At 72.3% G+C, this 17,080-nt stretch carries 6 protein-coding genes; 2 read left to right on the forward strand and 4 right to left on the reverse strand.

Annotation, left to right across the window (positions count from 1 at the left end):
• Positions 1-131 precede the first annotated feature (131 nt).
• Positions 132-944, reverse strand: a complete 813-nt coding sequence (locus KN815_RS12600; RefSeq protein WP_216341873.1) for a class II aldolase/adducin family protein — start codon at positions 942-944, stop codon at positions 132-134.
• Positions 945-984: 40 nt separating this feature from the next.
• The gene (locus KN815_RS12605) at positions 985-2,523 is read right to left on the reverse strand and encodes an FAD/NAD(P)-binding protein (protein ID WP_216341874.1); all 1,539 of its coding nucleotides are present in this window, start codon (positions 2,521-2,523) and stop codon (positions 985-987) included.
• Between the two features lie 507 nt (positions 2,524-3,030).
• Here KN815_RS12605 and KN815_RS12610 point away from each other — a divergent pair.
• Positions 3,031-4,254, forward strand: a complete 1,224-nt coding sequence (locus tag KN815_RS12610) for a cytochrome P450 family protein (protein ID WP_216341875.1) — start codon at positions 3,031-3,033, stop codon at positions 4,252-4,254.
• 217 nt (positions 4,255-4,471) lie between these two features.
• Positions 4,472-5,086 carry a hypothetical protein gene (locus KN815_RS12615; protein WP_216341876.1) on the forward strand — a complete coding sequence of 205 codons (615 nt, stop codon included), beginning with the start codon at positions 4,472-4,474 and terminating at the stop codon, positions 5,084-5,086.
• 93 nt (positions 5,087-5,179) lie between these two features.
• On the opposite strand, the gene KN815_RS12620 is transcribed toward KN815_RS12615, so the two are convergent.
• The gene (locus KN815_RS12620; protein WP_216341877.1) at positions 5,180-6,448 is read right to left on the reverse strand and encodes a cytochrome P450; all 1,269 of its coding nucleotides are present in this window, start codon (positions 6,446-6,448) and stop codon (positions 5,180-5,182) included.
• A 16-nt stretch (positions 6,449-6,464) separates the two neighbouring features.
• Complete coding sequence (locus tag KN815_RS12625; RefSeq protein WP_216341878.1) at positions 6,465-17,039, reverse strand: non-ribosomal peptide synthetase; 10,575 nt, start codon at positions 17,037-17,039, stop codon at positions 6,465-6,467.
• Between the last annotated feature and the right edge of the window lie 41 nt (positions 17,040-17,080).

Genomic DNA, 17,080 nt, shown 5'->3' on the forward strand with positions numbered 1-17,080 from the left:
GGAGAAAGGAGACGGTCGGCTGAACAGCCTTCACGCTTCGCAGCCTGTCCGACGCCCGTGAGGTGCGACAACGACAGTGCAAAGAATTGAGTACGCCCGGAGCCCGGGCCGGTGCGGCCCGGTTCGCGGGCCTACTCCTCGAGCAGGTCGGGCTGTTCGGCGACGATCTCGTTCCACAGCAACTGGAAGCTGAACCAGCCGAGTTGGGCGTCCCCGAACCCTGCGGCGGCGGCCAGGGCCTGCTCATGGGTGAACGCCTTCGGGGTACCGGCCGCATGGGCCAGCAGTTGCACCTGGGCGCAGCTATCGTAGGTGAAGAACCAGTGCACGGCCTCGTCCAGCGAGTCGCCGACCGTGATCAGCCCGTGGTGGCGCAGCAGAATGGCACGGTTGTCGCCGAGCCGCTCGGCGATGTCACGGCCCTGCTCCAGGGAGACCGAGGGGCCCTGGTACTCGTCGTAGAGAACCTGGCGCCCGTAGAACGCCGCGGACTCCTGGTCGATGGGATCCAGCAGCCTGCCGAGCGCGCCGAGTGCACGGGAGTGCGCCGTGTGGCCGTGGGCCGCGGCGGTGGCGCCGGGGTGGCGCTCATGGATCTCGGAGTGGATCACGAAGGCGCTGGGGTTGACCCGGTGTCTGCCCTGGACGACCCGGCCGGTGGAGTCCACACAGATCAGGTCGGCGACCTTCACCTGTTTGAAGGAGACCCCGAAGGGGTTGACCCAGAACTGGTCGGGGTGCTCGGGGTCGCGGACCGAGATATGGCCCGAGATGCCCTCGCCGAAGCCGTACTTGCCGAACAGCCGCAGGGCCGCGGCGAGTCGCTGCTTGCGGTGGCGCCGGGCCTCGTCCGGGCTGGTGAAGACCGGTTCACCCGGGATGGGGAGTCCGGTGGCGGTGTCGGCCAGGTATGCGGCATCCGGTGCGGCGGCCGTAGTGGTCATGACGGTTCGTTTCCTCTCTGGACGGAACGGGGTGGAAATCTCAGGTGGTGACGAGGACGTCCGCGGACCGGGCGGCGGTCAGCCCTTCGGCGTGGCCGAGGATCGCGGCGACGATGTCGGTGCTCCTGTCCACCAGCGACGGGATGCCCCAGGTGAAGAAGAGCGTTCCGGCCCCGATGTCGCCGAGTCCGTACAGCCGCGGGTCCGGTCTGCCGTCGACGGTGAGCCGGCTGGTGGCACGGGCCAGGTGCAGTCCGCCGTACGGATGGCGGCTGGCGGCCCGGCCGCGCGTCAGCGACGAGACCAGGGGCCGGGCGGCGGTGGGGATCCTGCTCCCGGCGGCGTTGACCGCGCTGATCACCCTGTCGGTGGTGAAACCGGTACCGGGCGCGGCGACGACGTCGAAGCCGCCGCCGGGGCTCGGGGTGATGCTCCGCAGGCCGGAGTGATTCGCCAGTTGTCCCGCCGCGAACAGCTCCAGCAGCCCGGCGGCGCTGTCCGGCGGCATCGGGCAGCACAGGCTCATGACGGTGCGGTGGTGGGCACGCAGTATCCGGGCCCTGTCGCGCGCCCGCAGCAGGGGCCATACGTCCGGACCGGCCTCCGGTACGGCATGCCGCAGGATGCGCAGCCCCATCTGGGGCGAGTCGACCTCGGCGAGCTCACACCGCAGGCGGTCCACCGGGTCTTCCCGGTCGGCCCGCAGGATGCCGGAGACCACCGCATCGAGGTCGGCACCGGCGTCCCGGAACTCCGCTCGCATGATCGCGCCGAGTTCGCAGAGGGAGAGCTCCCGCCCGCGCCGGGCCAGCGACCGCATCCGCTCCCGGGTGAAGTGCCGCGGGGTGAACGGGACCGGCCGTTGCCGCACCCCGGGGAGCAGACCGCGCCGGGAGACCAGGGCGATCCGGCCTCGGTGTCCCCGGGCGGCGAGCGAGAGGACGATGTCGACGGCGGTCAGACCGCTACCGACGACGGTGATGTGGTCCTGGTCCCCGATCTCCTGGAGCGCACCCAGGACCGGATAGGGGTCGGCCACGAATCCCGGCGCGGCGGCGAGGCCGTAGACGTCCTTGGGGCCGTCGCCGCCGACGCAGAGGACCACATAGTCGAAGGAGCGGACGTTCCCCCGGCCGGAGCGCAGTTCCACCCCGTCGGCGGTCCGGCCGGCGGCCTCGACCGACTCCCCGATGAGATTCACCTGCCAGCCCTGGCGGCGCAGATCGGCGAATGCCGTGTAGGCGCTCTGCTCCAGGTACTCGCCGTAAACGGCGCGCGGCGCGAAGCGGACGCCGGACCGGCCGTCGATGCCCTCCTGGACGCCGACGGCGCGGTCCCGGATCTCCAGCCATCGTTCGAAATGGCCGGGGTCACCGGCGCGCACCGACATGTCGTCCGGTGCCGCGTTCACCTTCAGGGTCCCGGTGTCGACCTGGTACGCGCGTCCGCGCCACAGATGGGGCGATGGCTCGAACACCGTAATGCTCCCCGGCCCGCCTCGGGCCCGGGCCAGGGCGTCGATCAGGCAGACCGCCGCCGCGCCGCCCCCGACGACGCCGATCGAGAATCCATGCGACATTCCTCAGTCACCATCGATCCGTCCGAGGGCATGGGGTACTGCGTCGATATTTCCGTCAGTGGCCACTGAAGCCCTTCCTCAACTGTTACAGGAATTTCGAATTCCGTGAAAATACTGCTCTCGACGGCGCCCTGCGCGGCCTCGACCATGCGGAACGCGGAGTTCAGACCCATCAGTTCCGAGGAGTATTCCTGGCCCCCGGGAAAGTGACCACCGAGATGACAGCTTGATGCCATCAATGACCCGACGATATTCGAACTGCTCGAATGGCGAACAAGAGCCGGACGCTCCGAATCCAGTACTCCGAATCCAGCACTCGGAATCCCGCACCCCGAATCCCGTATTCCGAATCCCATATTCCGAATCCCATATTCCGGATCACGAATTCCGGAGGAAAGCAAAGAGTAAATATTTCGATGTGCCGTGGAGCGGTTCCGAGGTGACTGATAAACGTGGCGGCGAACACATTTCGTAACGGAGTCACAGCCAGGATGGGAAAGGCATGCGATGACGCAATCCACTGTCGAAGTGCTGGAGGAACTGGGGCCGGAGTTCTACCGCGACCCGTATCCGTTCTACGCACGGCTGCGCGAGCGGGGCCCGGTGGTCCGGGTCGGCCTGGGCCCGACACCGGTGTGGCTGGTCGTCGGGTACACCGCGGCGCGGGCGGCGCTGTCCGATCCGCGCCTGGTGAAGGACCAGGGCCGGATGCTGCGGGCCGCAGCGGCGACCGCCGGTGTCGAGCACCTGCCGGTGCCGGAGGAGAAGACCTTCGGCGAGCAGGTGCTCACCAGCCACCTGCTGACAATGGACCCGCCGGACCACACCCGGCTGCGCACACTCGTCGGCAAGGCGTTCACCATGCGCCGGATCCAGGCGCTGCGGCCGCGGATCGAGCAGGTGATCGGCGAGCTCCTCGACGCGGTCGCCGGGCGGACCGAGCTGGACCTGCTGGAGGCCCTCGCGTACCCGCTGCCGGTCGCCGTGCTCGGCGAGTTGCTGGGCGTCCCCGCGGCGGCGCAGCCACGGTTCAAGGAGCTGTGCAACGCGCTGAACTTCGTGGGGCCCGAGGAGATGCGGCAGGTCGGGGAAGACCTGGCGGAGCTGGTGCTGACCTGGGTGGAGCTGCGCCGCACGGAACCAGCGGACGATCTGCTCACCGAGCTGGTCCGGGCCCATGACCTGGAGGACCGGCTCACCCTGGCGGAGCTCGCCTCCATGGTGTTCCAGGTCATGAGCGCGGGCTTCGGCCCGACCAGCCATCTGATCGGCAACGGCGTCTCGGCGCTGGTGCGCCACCCCGAGCAGATGGAGATGGTGCGCGCGGACCGTTCCCTGGTACCCGCCGCCGTCGACGAGATCGCCCGGTACGACACGACGGTGCATATCGCCATGCCGTCCGTCGCCGCGGAGCCGTTCGAACTCGGGGGCGCGCCGATCGCGGAGAACGACTTCGTCGTCGTCTCGCCCGGCGCGGCCAACCGGGACCCGGCCTACCGGGCGGATCCCGATGTCTTCGACATCCGCGGCAACACCGCCGGCCACCTCGGCTTCGGCCACGGCATCCACCACTGCCTGGGCACCTCGCTCGGCAAGATCCAGGCCGAGGCGGCCCTCACGGCCCTGCTCGACCGGTACGAGCGGATCGAGCTGGCGGTGCCCGCGGAGGAGCTACAGCACAAGGTGTTCCCCGCGCGACTGCTCGAAGCGCTTCCGCTGCGCGTCGGCTGAGCCCGGCACCCGCTCAGGGCGCGGGCCGGGTGCCCCTCCTGCGTGCGGCGCAGACCGCCTCCCCCGTGCGGCTGAGTTGGGCCCTTCCTGCGGTGGATGTGCGGGGCAGCGGTCGCTGCGACCTTTTAAGAGAGACACAGGCAGGCACCGCCGGCCGGGTCGGCGGAAGCACTCGGTCCTCCGCACCGACCCGGCATCCGGACGAGGAGGACGCCCCATGACCGCCCACACCATCCTGACGAAGCTGCACGGCCGGGTGGCGGCGGACGTGCCCCGCTGGGCGGTGCGCACCGCTTACGCCATCACCCTGACCACGCTGCCCTCCTGCATCTGGCGGATCGCGGGCATCAACCTGGGCGCGCCGCTGCTGGAGCACAACTCATCAGCCCCCGGCTCCCCGGAAGCCCCGCATGTCTTCGACGGCGGCTGGTGGTACGTCATCGGACTCAGCGTCTTCAGCGAGGCGCTGGCGTTCCTGTCGTTCGGGCTGGTCGCACGGTGGGGCGAGGTGTGGCCGAACTGGATGCCGGGGCTGCGCGGGCGCCGGGTGCCGGTCCTGGCGGCCGTCATCCCGGCTGGTCTCGGCTCGCTGGTGCTGCTGATCTTCCCCTACGCACTGACCATGGTCGCCTTCGACATGAAGATCACCGGGGAGCCGCTCGGACTGGTCATCCACGGCTGGCAGTCCGTGGCCTTCTGGATCGCGTACGCGCCGCTGGTCGCCTGGGGACCGCTGCTCGCCGTCCTGACCGTGCACTACTACCGGCGACGGCGCTCCGCCCGGCCCCCGGCCGTCGATTCCCGGCAGACCGGGGCCGCCCTGACGGGCTGACGGGCCCGACGACGGACAACACGGCCGCCCGGCGCCCCCCTCGTGGGAGGGGGCGCCGGGCGGCCGTTCGTCCGGGTGCGGTGCCGGGGCCGGTCAGCCGTCGGCGGCGGTGGCCAGCCCCGCCTCGTCCGGCAGGAACCGGACCGGCAGGGTCGACATCCCGGCCATCAGATTGGAGTGGATCCGGCGCGGCTCACCGGTGAGCTCGATGCCATTGCTGAACGTCCGCATCGCGTCCAGCATCTCCTTCACCTCGACCCGCGCCAGATAGGCGCCGAGGCAGAAGTGCGGACCGTAGCCGAAGGTGATGTGCTTGTTCGGCGAACGGCCCAGGTCCAGGACGTACGGGTCGTCGAAGACCGACTCGTCGCGGTTGGCCGAGGTGTTCCACAGCGTCACCACGTCGCCCGCCTTGATGGTCCCCCCGGCGATCTCGATGTCGACCAGCGCGGTGCGGCCGAAGTTCATCGCGGGGGTGGCCCAGCGCAGCGCCTCCTCGGTGGCCGACTCCAGCGTCACCGAGCCCTCCTTGAGCCGCTTCCACTGCTCCGGCTCGCGGCTGAGGTTGTAGAGGGAGTCGATCATCGTGAGCCGGCTGGTCTCATCGCCGCCCAGGATGAGGCTGTAGCAGTTGAAGACGATGTCCTGATCGGTCAGCGGCACGCCGTTGATGTCACTGGCGGTGAGCGTGCTGATCACGTCGTCCTGCGGATCGGCGCGCCGCTCGGCGACCAGATCGCTGAAGTACAGCAGGATCTCGTTGCGCGCCAGGAACGCCTCCTCCGGGGCCTGGTCCGCCTCGTCCGAGCTGAGCGAGGACTTGGTCAGGTTCAGCAGATAGGCGTGGTCCTTGACCGGCACCCCGAGCAGGCCGCCCACGGTGGTCAGCGGGATCACCGAGGCCACCTCGGCCGCGAAGTCCCCCTCCCCCCGCCGGACCGCGTCGGCGATCATCCGGCGGGCGTTGACCCGGACCAGCTCCGCGACCTTGGACAGGGCTCGCGGCGAGAACGCCTTGAGCATCACATTGCGCAGGTCCTTGTGGCGCCGGCCGTCGGTCACCGCCAGCATCTGGCCGGCCGCCGAGTCGCCGCCCGCCAGCAGCGTCACCAGGACGTTGCCCTTCTCCGAGGTGAGCCGCTGGTTGTCCCGGTAGAGCGCCATCACATCGGCGTAGCGGCTGACCACCCAGAAGCCGGGTGTGCCGTCGGCCGGCGGATGCCAGTACAGCGGGTGGTCGGCGCGCAGCCGGCGCCAGTACGCGTCCATATCGTGCTCGAGGTAGGTCCCGGTATCGACCAGGTTGATGGCCGAGATCTCCTCCGGTATCCCGTCGCGGCTCATCGCTGTCTGCACGCTCATCTCTCCACCAATCGGGTCACTTGAGTTCCCGGAGCTTCTCGTTGAGTACGCGGCCGATCTCGGCGGCCGGTTCGGGCCGCATCAGGTACGGATGGGCGTGAGTGATCCGCCGGTACTCGATCCGTCCGTCGACATGCGGCCGCCACCGCTCGGCGCGCCCGGCCAGGTCGGCCGCGGGCACCGACGGGTCCTCCTCGGCCACCAGCACCAGCAGATCGCCCCGGTAGGGGGCCGGTTCATAGGCCAGGAAGAGCCGGCGGTTGTTGGCGAAGGCACGGGCCAGGGCGGCCACGTTGTCCTCGTCCAGGCTGGCCAGCACGGACTGCCGCTCCCGCAGCATGGTCACCACCTGGCCGTGGGTCAGCGGGGCGTCGCCCAGGGCGTCCACGTCGTAGCCCTCGAAGTCCAGCAGCACCCGCAGCGCGTCCTGTTCGTCCGGCAGCCGGTCGGGCAGCGGCTGGGAGCGGTCGAGCGGGTACTCGTCCAGGTTGACCAGCAGCGCCACCTCCTCGCCTTCGGCCTGGAGCAGCGCCGCCATGGCGTGGATGACCGTGCCGCCGAGCGACCAGCCGAGCAGGGCGTACGGTCCGGTGGGCCGGACCCGGCGGATCTGGGCGACATAGTCGGCCGCCATCTCCTCCAGGGTCGCGGGGAGCGCGTCCCTCTCGCCGTTGAGTCCTCGGCACTGGAGGCCGTAGACCGGATGCTCGGCGTCCACGCTCCGCAGCAGCGCCGAGTAGCTCCAGCTCAGCCCGCCCGCGGGGTGGACACAGAACAGCGGGGTGCGGCTGCCGTGCTCGCGCAGCGGAAGCAGCACATCGAGCGAGTCCTGCTCCGCGTCGCCGGTGAGCTTCTGGGCCAGTTCGGCGACGGTGGGCGCGGTCAGCACCGTCCGCATGCCGAGCTTCACGCCGAACGCCGACCGGATCCGGTTGACCAGGCCCATCGACATGATGCTGTCGCCGCCCAGGTCGAAGAAGCTGTCGTGGACACCCACCACGTCAAGACCGAGCGCCTCCCGGAACAGCCCGCACAGGATCTCCTCCTGCGGGGTGCGCGGTCCGCTCCACTCCCGGGGGTTGTAGTCGGGTGCGGGCAGCGCCTTGCGGTCGACCTTTCCGTTGGCGTTCAGCGGCAGCTCGTCGAGGACCATGAACGCGGCCGGGACCATATAGTCCGGGACGGCCGCGGCCAGCCGCTCGCGCACCGCGGCGGCGTCCAGCCCGCCGCCCGCCGCCGGCACCAGATAGGCGGCCAGCCGCTTGCCCGCGCCCTCGTCGGTGCGCAGCACGACCGTGGCCTGGGCCACCTCGGGGTCCCGGGCCAGCGCGGCCTCGATCTCGCCGAGTTCCACCCGGTAGCCGCGGATCTTGACCTGCTCGTCCACCCGGCCCAGGTACTCCAGTTGCCCGTCCGCGTTCCAGCGCGCCAGGTCGCCGGTGCGGTACAGCCGGCCGCCCGGCGCGCCGAACGGATCGGCCACGAACCGGGCCGCCGTCAGCGCGGGCCGGCCCAGATAGCCGCGGGCCAACTGGCCGCCGCCGATGTACAGCTCACCGACGGCGCCGAGCGGCGCGGGCCGCAGCCCCGCGTCCAGCACATACAGCCGGGTGTTCGGAGTGGGCCGGCCGATCGGCACCGCGCCGGACGGGGTCTCCTCGCCCGGCTCCAGCCGCAGCACCGCGCAGCCGACGGTGGCCTCGGTGGGCCCGTACTCGTTCACCACGGCCACGTCCGGGTGGGCGGCGCGCCAGGGGGCCAGCGCCTCGCCCAGCAGTTGCTCACCGCCGATCACCAGCTCACGGGTCGGGGAGCACTCCGGGTCCACCCCGGCCAGCAGCGGCAGATGGGAGGGGGTGACCTTGCAGAACGTCGGCCGGACCCGCCCCTGCGCGGGCTGCTCCAGCTCCGCCACATGCACACAGCCGCCGGTGGTCAGCGGGCCGAACAGCGAGGTGACGGCCATGTCGAAGGAGACCGGCGAGTGCAGCAGGGCCCGCTCGCCCAGCGACGGGTACGCCTCGGCGGCGTAGTCGAGGTACTGGGCGAACGAACGGTGCTCCACCACCACGCCCTTGGGCCGCCCGGTGGACCCCGAGGTGTAGATCACATACGCGGGGCTCTGCGCCCGCCACCGGGGGCCGCCGGAGGCGGCGGGGGCGGGCCCGGCCGACTCACTCGTAACCGCCTCGTCCAGCAGCCGCACCGGCGCCGTCTGCGCATCCCACCAGCGACCGCCGGAACCAGCGGGCCCGTCCGACGGCCGGTCCAGCAGCCGCACCGGCGCCGCCGTCCGCGGCAGGCCGGGCGCGATGTCCGAGCGGGTCAGCACCAGCACCGGAGTCGCGTCGGTGAGCACGTGCGCCAGCCGGTCCTCCGGGTCGCCCGGGTCCACCGGCAGATAGCCGCCGCCCGCCTTGAGCACCGCGAGGGCGGCGATCACCAGGTCGGCCGAGCGCGGCAGGGCCAGCGCCACCAGCCGCTCGGGACCCACTCCGGCCCCGATCAGCTCGGCGGCCAGCCGGTCGGCGGCCGCGTCGAGCCCCGCGTAGCTGAGCCGGGTGCCGTCCGCGGCCAGCAGCGCCGGGGCGTCCGGGGTGCGGGCGGCCTGGGCCTGGAAGCGCTCGGGCACCAGGGCGACGGGCTCGGGCCGCGCCGTGGCGGTGAACTCCTCCAGCAGTGTGCGACGTTCGTCCGCGGCCAGCAGGTCGACCCGGTTCACCGGCTGCTCCGGCGCGCCGATCATGGCGTCGAACGCGCGGACCAGCCGGCCGCCGATGGCCGCCACGGCGTCGGGGGCCACGAGGTCCGGCCGGTAGCCGAGACGCAGCCGCAGGGTGCGTCCCGGCATCGCCACCAGACTGATCGGGTAGTGGTTGGCGTCCGAGCCGTACAGGCCGATGATGCGCAGCCCGTCCTCGACTGCGGGCATTCCGTCGCCGTCCAGCGGATAGTTCTCGGTCACCACGATCGTGTCGAACAGCGTGTCCGGCTCGACCAGGCGCAGCACGTCCTGGAGGCCCAGGTAGTGGTGGTCCATCACCGCCGTCTGCTGGCCCCGCAGCCGCTCAAGCAGCGTCATCCAGGTGTCGGTCGTCCTCAGCTCGGCGCGGACCGGGACGGTGTTGATGAACAGGCCGACCATGGTCTCCACACCCGGGAGGTCCGCGGGGCGGCCGGAGACGGTGGCGCCGAACACCACGTCGGTGCGGCCGGTCAGCCCGGAGAGCACCACGCTCCAGGCCGCCTGCACGACCGTGTTCAGGGTCGCGTCATGGCGTCGGGCCAGCGCGGTCAGCTCCGTGGTGGTGTGCTCGGGGAGTTCCACGAGCAGGTCGCCGGGGACCTCGACGGTCCGTCCGTCGCTGTCGGGTGCGATGAGCGTCGCGCCGTCCACCCCGGAGAGCACCGTGCGCCATGCCTCGCGTGCCGCCTGCCTGTCCTGCCGGCCGAGCCACGCGAGATAGTCGCGGTACGGGGTGACCTCCGGCAGCGCCGACTCGTCGCCGTCCGCCTCGTACAGCGTGAACAGCTCACGCATCAGCAGCGGGCCCGACCAGCCGTCGAGCAGCAGATGGTGGTTGGTCATCAGGAACCGGGCCAGCTTGTCGCCCATGTGGATCAGGGTGAAGCGCAGCAGCGGCGGCCGCTCGGGGTCGAACCGGAGCACCCGGTCCTCGTCCATCAGCGCGTCCAGCCGGGCGGCCCGCTCCGCCTCGGGCAGATGGCCGAAGTCCAGCTCTACCCAGGGCAGTTCGAAGTCGGCGGCCACCACCTGTACGGGGCGGCTCAGGCCCTGCTGGCGGAAGCCCGCGCGCAGGTTGGCGTGGCGCCGCAGCAGGGTCCGCGCCGCGCCGCGCAGCCGCTCCGCGTCCAGGGGGCCCGCGAGGTCGATGCCGAGCTGCACGGTGTAGAGGTCGGGCTCGTCCTCGTCGAACTGGGCGTGGAAGAGCAGCCCCTCCTGCATCGGCGTGAGCGGCAGGACGTCCTCCAGCCGCTCCGCCCCCGCGGACTCGACCGCGTCGATCTCGTCCTGGGTCAGCGGGACCAGCGTCAGGTCGGAGGGGCTGTAGCCGCCCGCCTCCGGCCCCTCGGCGTGCCTGACCAGAGCGGTGAGCGCGGTCAGCCAGTTCTGGCCCAGCTCGTTGACCTCGTCCTCGCTCAGCAGCTCGCCCGCCCAGGACACATCGGCTACCAGATGCGGGCCGTCCGGCAGGTCCTGGGTCATCGCGGTGATGTCGACGGTGTGCGCGAGCGGGCGCCCGGGGTCGCTGCCCCCGTCGAGGTCGAAGCCCTCCGGGGCAGGCCCCCAGTCGGCCGGGGTGGCCTTCTCGGTCGCCACGGCGCCGGGGAAGCGCCCCAGGTAGTTGAAGCTGATCTGGGGCTCGGGCAGCCGGGTGAGCACCGGAGCGGTCTGCGGGTTGAGGTACCGCAGCAGACCGAAACCGATCCCGTTGTCCGGCAGGGCGCGCAACTGCTCCTTGACCCGCTTGAGCACCCGGCCGGTCGCCGGACCGCCCGCGCGGTACTCGGCCCAGTCGTGCGGGCCGGGGTCGAGCCGTACCGGGAACAGGCTGGTGAACCAGCCGACGGTCCGGGACAGGTCGACGCCCTCGTCGAGCTCCTCACGGCCGTGGCCCTCCAGGTTGACCAGGACATGGCCGGCCTGGTGGCCCCGCTGTGCGCGCCACTGGGCGACGGCGGTCGCGAACGCGCTCAGCAGGACGTCGTTGATCCGGGCGTGGAACGCGGCGGGCACCGTGGTGAGCAGGGCCGAGGTCTCCTCGGCCGGCAGCGTGAGCATCAGCCGCTTCGCCGTCGCGGTGATGTCCCGCCGGGGGTCGAGCGGCCGGTCGGCGAGCGCCGCGTCGGGCTCGGCGAGGGTGTCCAGCCAGAACTCCAGCTCCTCGATCCGTTCCGGCCGCTGGGCGGCGTCGGAGAGCCGCTGCGCCCACTCCCGGAACGAGGTGCCGACGGCGTCGAGCCCGGAGCCGCCGCCGTCCGTCTGCGCGGACCACGCGGCGGTCAGGTCCGGCAGCAGGATGCGCCAGGACACGCCGTCGACCGCCAGGTGATGGACGGTGAGTAGCAGCCTGCCGGAGACGTCCGGGCCGGCGTCGAACCAGACCGCCTGGAGCATCAGCCCCGCCTCGGGGTCGAGCCGGTCCCAGGCGCCCTTGGTCTCCTCCACCATCCGGGCACGCGCCCGCTCCTCGTCCAGACCGGTCAGATCGACCCGGCGCAGACAGTCCGCCACCCGGACCGCGCCGCGCTCGGGCACCTCCAGACCCCACACCACGCCACCGGTGCGGCGCAGCCGCATCCGCAGCGCGTCGTGGTGGTCGAGCACCGTCTGCAACGCGGACCGCAGGCGCTGCTCGCCGACGTCCGCCGGGACCACGATCATGTTGGTCTGGCTGAACCGGTCGGGGCGGCCGCCCCGTTCGCGCATCCAGTGGATGATCGGCGTCAGCGGTACGTCGCCGACCCCCGCGGAGACCGCCACGGGCTCGGCCGCGGCGACCTCCGCGGGAGCCTCCTCGACGGCCGTGGCCTTGGCCAGCGCGGCCACCGTCTTGTGCTCGAACACATCCCGCGGCGTCAGCTTGACGCCCGCGTCCCGGGCCCGGCGGACTAGCTGGATGGACATGATGCTGTCCCCGCCGGTGTCGAAGAAGCTGTCGTGGATGCCGACCCGCGGCAGCCCGAGGACCTCCGCGAACAGCCCGCGCAGCAGCTCCTCGTGGGGGGTGCGCGGTTCGTCGGCGGGGGCGGTGGCCGTGGTGTACTCCGGCGCCGGAAGCGCCTTGCGGTCGGTCTTGCCGTTCGGGGTCACCGGCAGCGAGTCGAGCACCACCACCGCGGCGGGGACCATGTACTCGGGCAGCTCCGCGGCCAGTTGGGCGCGCAGGTCGGCACCGGTGAGCGGCCCGGCCGCGCCCTCGGCCACCGCGTAGGCCACCAGCCGCGGCTCACCGGGGCGGTCCTCGCGCACCATCACCTCGGCCTGCCGGACCGAGGACCGGCGCAGCAGCACCGAGCGGATCTCGCCGAGCTCGATCCGGAAGCCGTGCAGCTTGACCTGCTCGTCGGCGCGGCCGACGAACATCAGCACCCCGTCGCGGGTCCACTTGGCCAGGTCACCCGTGCGGTACATCCGGGTGCCGGGCGGGCCGAACGGATCGGCGACGAAGCGCTCCGCGCTCGTTGCGGGCCGGTTGAGGTAGCCGCGGGCGATCCCGGGACCCGAGAGGTACAGCTCGCCGACCACCCCGGGGGCCGTCGGCCGCAGCGCCGCGTCGAGCACCCGCACCCGGGCGTTGGGGATCGGTGTGCCGAGGGGCGGTTCGGCCACGCCGGACAGCGGCGCGCTGATGGTGGCGCACACCGTCGCCTCGGTCGGACCGTACGCGTTCACCATCCGCCGCCCCGCCGACCAGCGGCCGGCCAGCTCCGGCGGGGTCGCCTCGCCCGCCACCAGCAGGGTGATGTTCGCGGGCACCTCACCGTCCGTCATCACACCGAGCGCGGCCGGCGGGATGGTCGCCTGGGTGACGCGCTGCTCGGCGAGCAGCGCGGCCAGCGGGGCGCCGGGGTCCAGGCGCTCGGACGGCGCCATCACCAGCGTGGAGCCGGAGAGGAGCGCCTTGCACAGCTCCGCGAAGGCGGCGTCGAAGCTCGGCGAGGCGAACTGGAGGACGCGGCTGCCCGGACCGAGTCCGAGCGCCTCCGCATAGCCGGTGAGCAGACTGGCGAAGCCGGTGTGCGGGACCACCACGCCCTTCGGCCTGCCGGTGGAGCCGGAGGTGTAGATCAGATAGGCCGGGTGGTCCACCGACAGCCGGACCTCCGGCGCGGTCTCCGGCGCCTTCGCGATCCTGGCCCCGGTGGCCTCGTCGTCGAGCAGGAGGACCGTGGTGTCGCCCATGGGGGGCAGGGTCTCGGCGATCGGCCGGGTGGTGACGACCACGCCGGGCCGGGCGTCGGAGAGCATATAGGCGAGGCGCTCGGCGGGGTACGCCGGATCGAGCGGCAGATAGGCCGCGCCCGCCTTGTGCACGGCCAGTACCGCGGCCGGCCAGTCGAGGGACCGGGGAAGCGCCAGTGCGACGAACCGCTCGGGGGCCGCGCCCTCGGCGCGCAGCACATGCGCGATCCGGTTGGCCCTGCGGTCCAGTTCGGCGAACGACATCTCGCGGCCCTCGAAGGCCACCGCGGGGTCGTCGGGCGCCTCGACCACCCGGCGGGCGAACAGCTCGGGGAAGGTCGCCGGGGGGAGGTCGCGCGCGGTGTCGTTCGCGGCGGCCAGCACGGCGCGCTCTTCCTCGGTGAGCGGGGAGATGTCGCCCACCCGCAGGTCCGGGTCCTCGGTGACCCGCTCCAGAAGCCGCGTCAGACGCTCGAACAGGGCCTCGACCGTCTCCCGGTCGAAGAGGTCGAGCCGGAAGTCGATCAGCGCCTGGAGACCGGCCGGGGCGCCGCCGGGCCCGGTGTTCTCGTTGAAGGTGAAGGCCAGGTCGAACTGGGTCGCGTTGACCGGCACCGGATACGCGACGGCGTCGACCCCGGGCAGACCGGTCGGCGAGGTGGTGGTGGTCTCGAGGTTTTGTACGTTCAGCCAGATCTGGAACAGCGGGTGCCAGGCCAGCGAGCGCTCGGGGTTGAGCAGCTCGACCAGGCGCTCGAAGGGCACCTCCTGGTGGGCGTAGGCGGCCAGGTCGTACTCGCGGACCCGGTCCAGCAGTTCGCGGAAGGTGGGGTCGCCGGAGGTGTCGGTGCGCAGCACCAGTGTGTTGACGAAGAAGCCGATCATTTCCTCGAGCGCCTTGTCGTTGCGCCCGGCGATCGGCGAGCCCATGGGGATGTCGGTGCCCGCGCCATGCGCGGAGAGCAACGAGGCCAGACCGGCCTGCAACACCATGAACAGGCTGGTCCCGGTCGTGCGGGCGACGCGGGCCAGCGCGCGGTGCAGCTCCGGCGAGATCCGCCCCTCGACCGTCTCGGCCGTGTAGTCGGCCTCCGGCGGACGCGGGCGGTCGGTCGGCAGCGGCAGCACATCGGGGCCGCCCTCGAGTCGCCGCCGCCAGAATTCGAGCTGCTCGCTGACCAGGCTCCCGGAGTCGCTCTCCTCGCCGAGGACCGAGTAGTTCCAGATCGTGTAGTCGGCGTACTGGACCGCAAGTGGCTCCCAGTCCGGGGCCCGGCCGGCCGTCCGCGCCAGATAGGCCGAGGTCAGGTCGGCGGCGAAGGGGCCGACCGACCAGCCGTCACCCGCGATGTGGTGCAGGATGATCAGCAGGACATGGTGGTCCGGGGCCATCTGGAACAGCGTCACCCGCAGCGGGGTCTCGGTCGCCAGGTCGAAGTCGCGCGCCGCCTGTTCGGCGATCGCCGCGTCCAGCGTCCGCTCCTCGACGGTGGTGACGGCCATCTCGGCCGGGCACTGGTCCGGGGGCAGGATGAGCTGCCGCGCGGCGCCGCCGGTCTCCGGGAAGACCGTGCGCAGCGTCTCGTGCCGGGCCGTGACGTCCCGGACGGCCGCCCGCAGCGCCTCGTGGTCCAGCGTGCCCGTCAGCCGCAGCCCCAGGCTGATGTTGTGCGCCGCGGCGCCGTTCTCGAACCGGTTGAGGAACCACAGCCTGCGCTGGGCGTAGGACAGCGGGATCCGCTCCGGGCGCTCCACCGGGACCACCGGCGGCCGCGCGGTGTCGGCGTCACGGAGCCGTTCCGCCAGCCGCGCCACCGTGGGCGCCTCCCACAGCGCACGCAGCGGCAGTTCCACGGAGAAGGCCGTCCGGGTCCGGCTGACCATCCGGGTGGCGTGCAGCGAGTGCCCGCCCAGCTCGAAGAAGTCGTCGTGGATGCCGACCGAGTCCAGCTCCAGCGCCTCCATGAACAGGCCGCACAGGATCTCCTCCTGCGGGGTGCGCGGGGCCACGCTCGTGGACAGTGCGGTGAGGTCCGGCGCGGGAAGCGCCTTGCGGTCGGTCTTCCCGTTGGGCGTCAGCGGCATCTCGTCGAGCACCATGAACGCCGAGGGGATCATGTACTCCGGCAGCCGCGCGGCGACCGCCCGGCGCAGCGCGGGCACCGGCACCGCCGCGTCCGGGGCCGCGACGACGTACGCCACCAGCCGCTGCTCGCCCGATCCGGCCTCGCGGGCCACGACCGCCACCTGGGCGACCTCGGGCACCTCGGCGAGCACGGTCTCGATCTCGCCCAGCTCGATACGGAAGCCGCGCACCTTGACCTGGTCGTCGGTGCGGCCGGCGAACTCCAGCTCCCCGCCGTCCGTCCACCGGGCCATGTCACCGGTCCGGTACATCCGGGTGCCGGGCGCGCCGAAGGGGCAGCCGACGAACCGCTCCGCGGTCAGGTCCGGGCGGCCCGCGTAGCCGCGCGCCACACCGCGCCCGGCGATGTAGAGGTCGCCGAGGACCCCGGGCGGGGCCGGTGACAGCCCGGCGTCCAGGACATAGACCTGGGTGCTCGCGATGGGCCGGCCGATGGCCGGGGGGCCGGACACCTCGGCGAGGCGGGCGGCGGTCGGCTGCACTGCGCTACTGCTCGGTGCGATGCTCGGCACCCCACTGCCGTCAGGCCCGGCAAGGCAGGCGGCGGTCGGCTGCACTGCGCTACTGCTCGGTGCGATGCTCGGCACCCCACTGCCGTCAGGCCCGGCGAGGCGGGCGGCGGTCGACCAGATGGTGGTCTCGGTGGGGCCGTAGAGGTTGGTCACCTCGGTGCCGAGTTCGCACAGCCGGGAGGCGAGCCCGGCGGGCAGCGCCTCACCGCCGACCAGCACCCGCAGCCCGGAGAGCGCCTCGGGGTGCTGGGACACCAGCGCCTGCCACAGGGTGGGGGTCGCCTGCATGACGGAGGCGCCGGTGCTCCTCAGCAGCGCGGCGAGCCTGGGGACGTCGATCACCTCGTCCCGGGTGGCCAGGACCACCCCGGCGCCGGACACCAGCGGGGTGTACAGCTCCAGGCCCGCGATGTCGAAGGCGATGGTGGTCACGGCGGCCAGCCGGTCCCCGGGCCGCAGCGCGAACCGGTCCCGCATGTCCTGGACGAAGTTGGTGAGGTTGTCCCGGGTGACGACGACGCCCTTGGGGCGGCCGGTGGAACCCGAGGTGTAGATGGTGTACGCGGGGTGGTCACCCGCCACCGGGGCGAGCCCCGGGGTCTCGCCGGACAGGGCGGCCAGCCGGTCGCGGACCGCCGGGTCGTCCAGCAGCACCCGCGCCACCGCGTCGGCCGCGGGCACCGAGGTCACCGAGGAGTCGGTCACCACCACCGCGGGCGCGGCGTCGGTCATGATGTACTCGACGCGCTCGGCCGGGTATTCGGGGTCCAGCGGGATGTACGCACCGCCGGTCTTCCCCACCGCGAGCAGCGTGGCCACCAGGTCCGCCCCGCGCGGCAGCGCCACCGCCACCCGCGTCTCGGGGCCGACGCCGAGCCCGGACAGCAGCCGGGCCAGCCGGTTGGCGCGGGCGTCCAGTTCGCCGTAGGACATCTCGGCCCCGTCCGCGACCAGGGCCACCGCCGCCGGGTCGGCCGCCACCGCGGCCTCGAACAGCTCGGGCACCGAGGTCTCCGGTGCCCCGGCGTCGGGCTCGTTCCAGTGGT

It is taken from the genome of Streptomyces niphimycinicus (genome assembly GCF_018883605.1).
In the GTDB taxonomy this organism is placed as follows: Bacteria; Actinomycetota; Actinomycetes; order Streptomycetales; family Streptomycetaceae; genus Streptomyces; species Streptomyces niphimycinicus.

Excerpts from the sequence above, each read along its gene's own strand:
- KN815_RS12600 (WP_216341873.1), bottom strand. The coding sequence starts at position 944 with ATGACCACTACGGCCGCCGCACCGGATGCCGCATACCTGGCCGACACC.
- KN815_RS12605 (WP_216341874.1), bottom strand. The coding sequence starts at position 2,523 with ATGTCGCATGGATTCTCGATCGGCGTCGTCGGGGGCGGCGCGGCGGCG.
- KN815_RS12610 (WP_216341875.1), top strand. The coding sequence starts at position 3,031 with ATGACGCAATCCACTGTCGAAGTGCTGGAGGAACTGGGGCCGGAGTTC.
- KN815_RS12615 (WP_216341876.1), top strand. The coding sequence starts at position 4,472 with ATGACCGCCCACACCATCCTGACGAAGCTGCACGGCCGGGTGGCGGCG.
- KN815_RS12620 (WP_216341877.1), bottom strand. The coding sequence starts at position 6,448 with ATGAGCGTGCAGACAGCGATGAGCCGCGACGGGATACCGGAGGAGATC.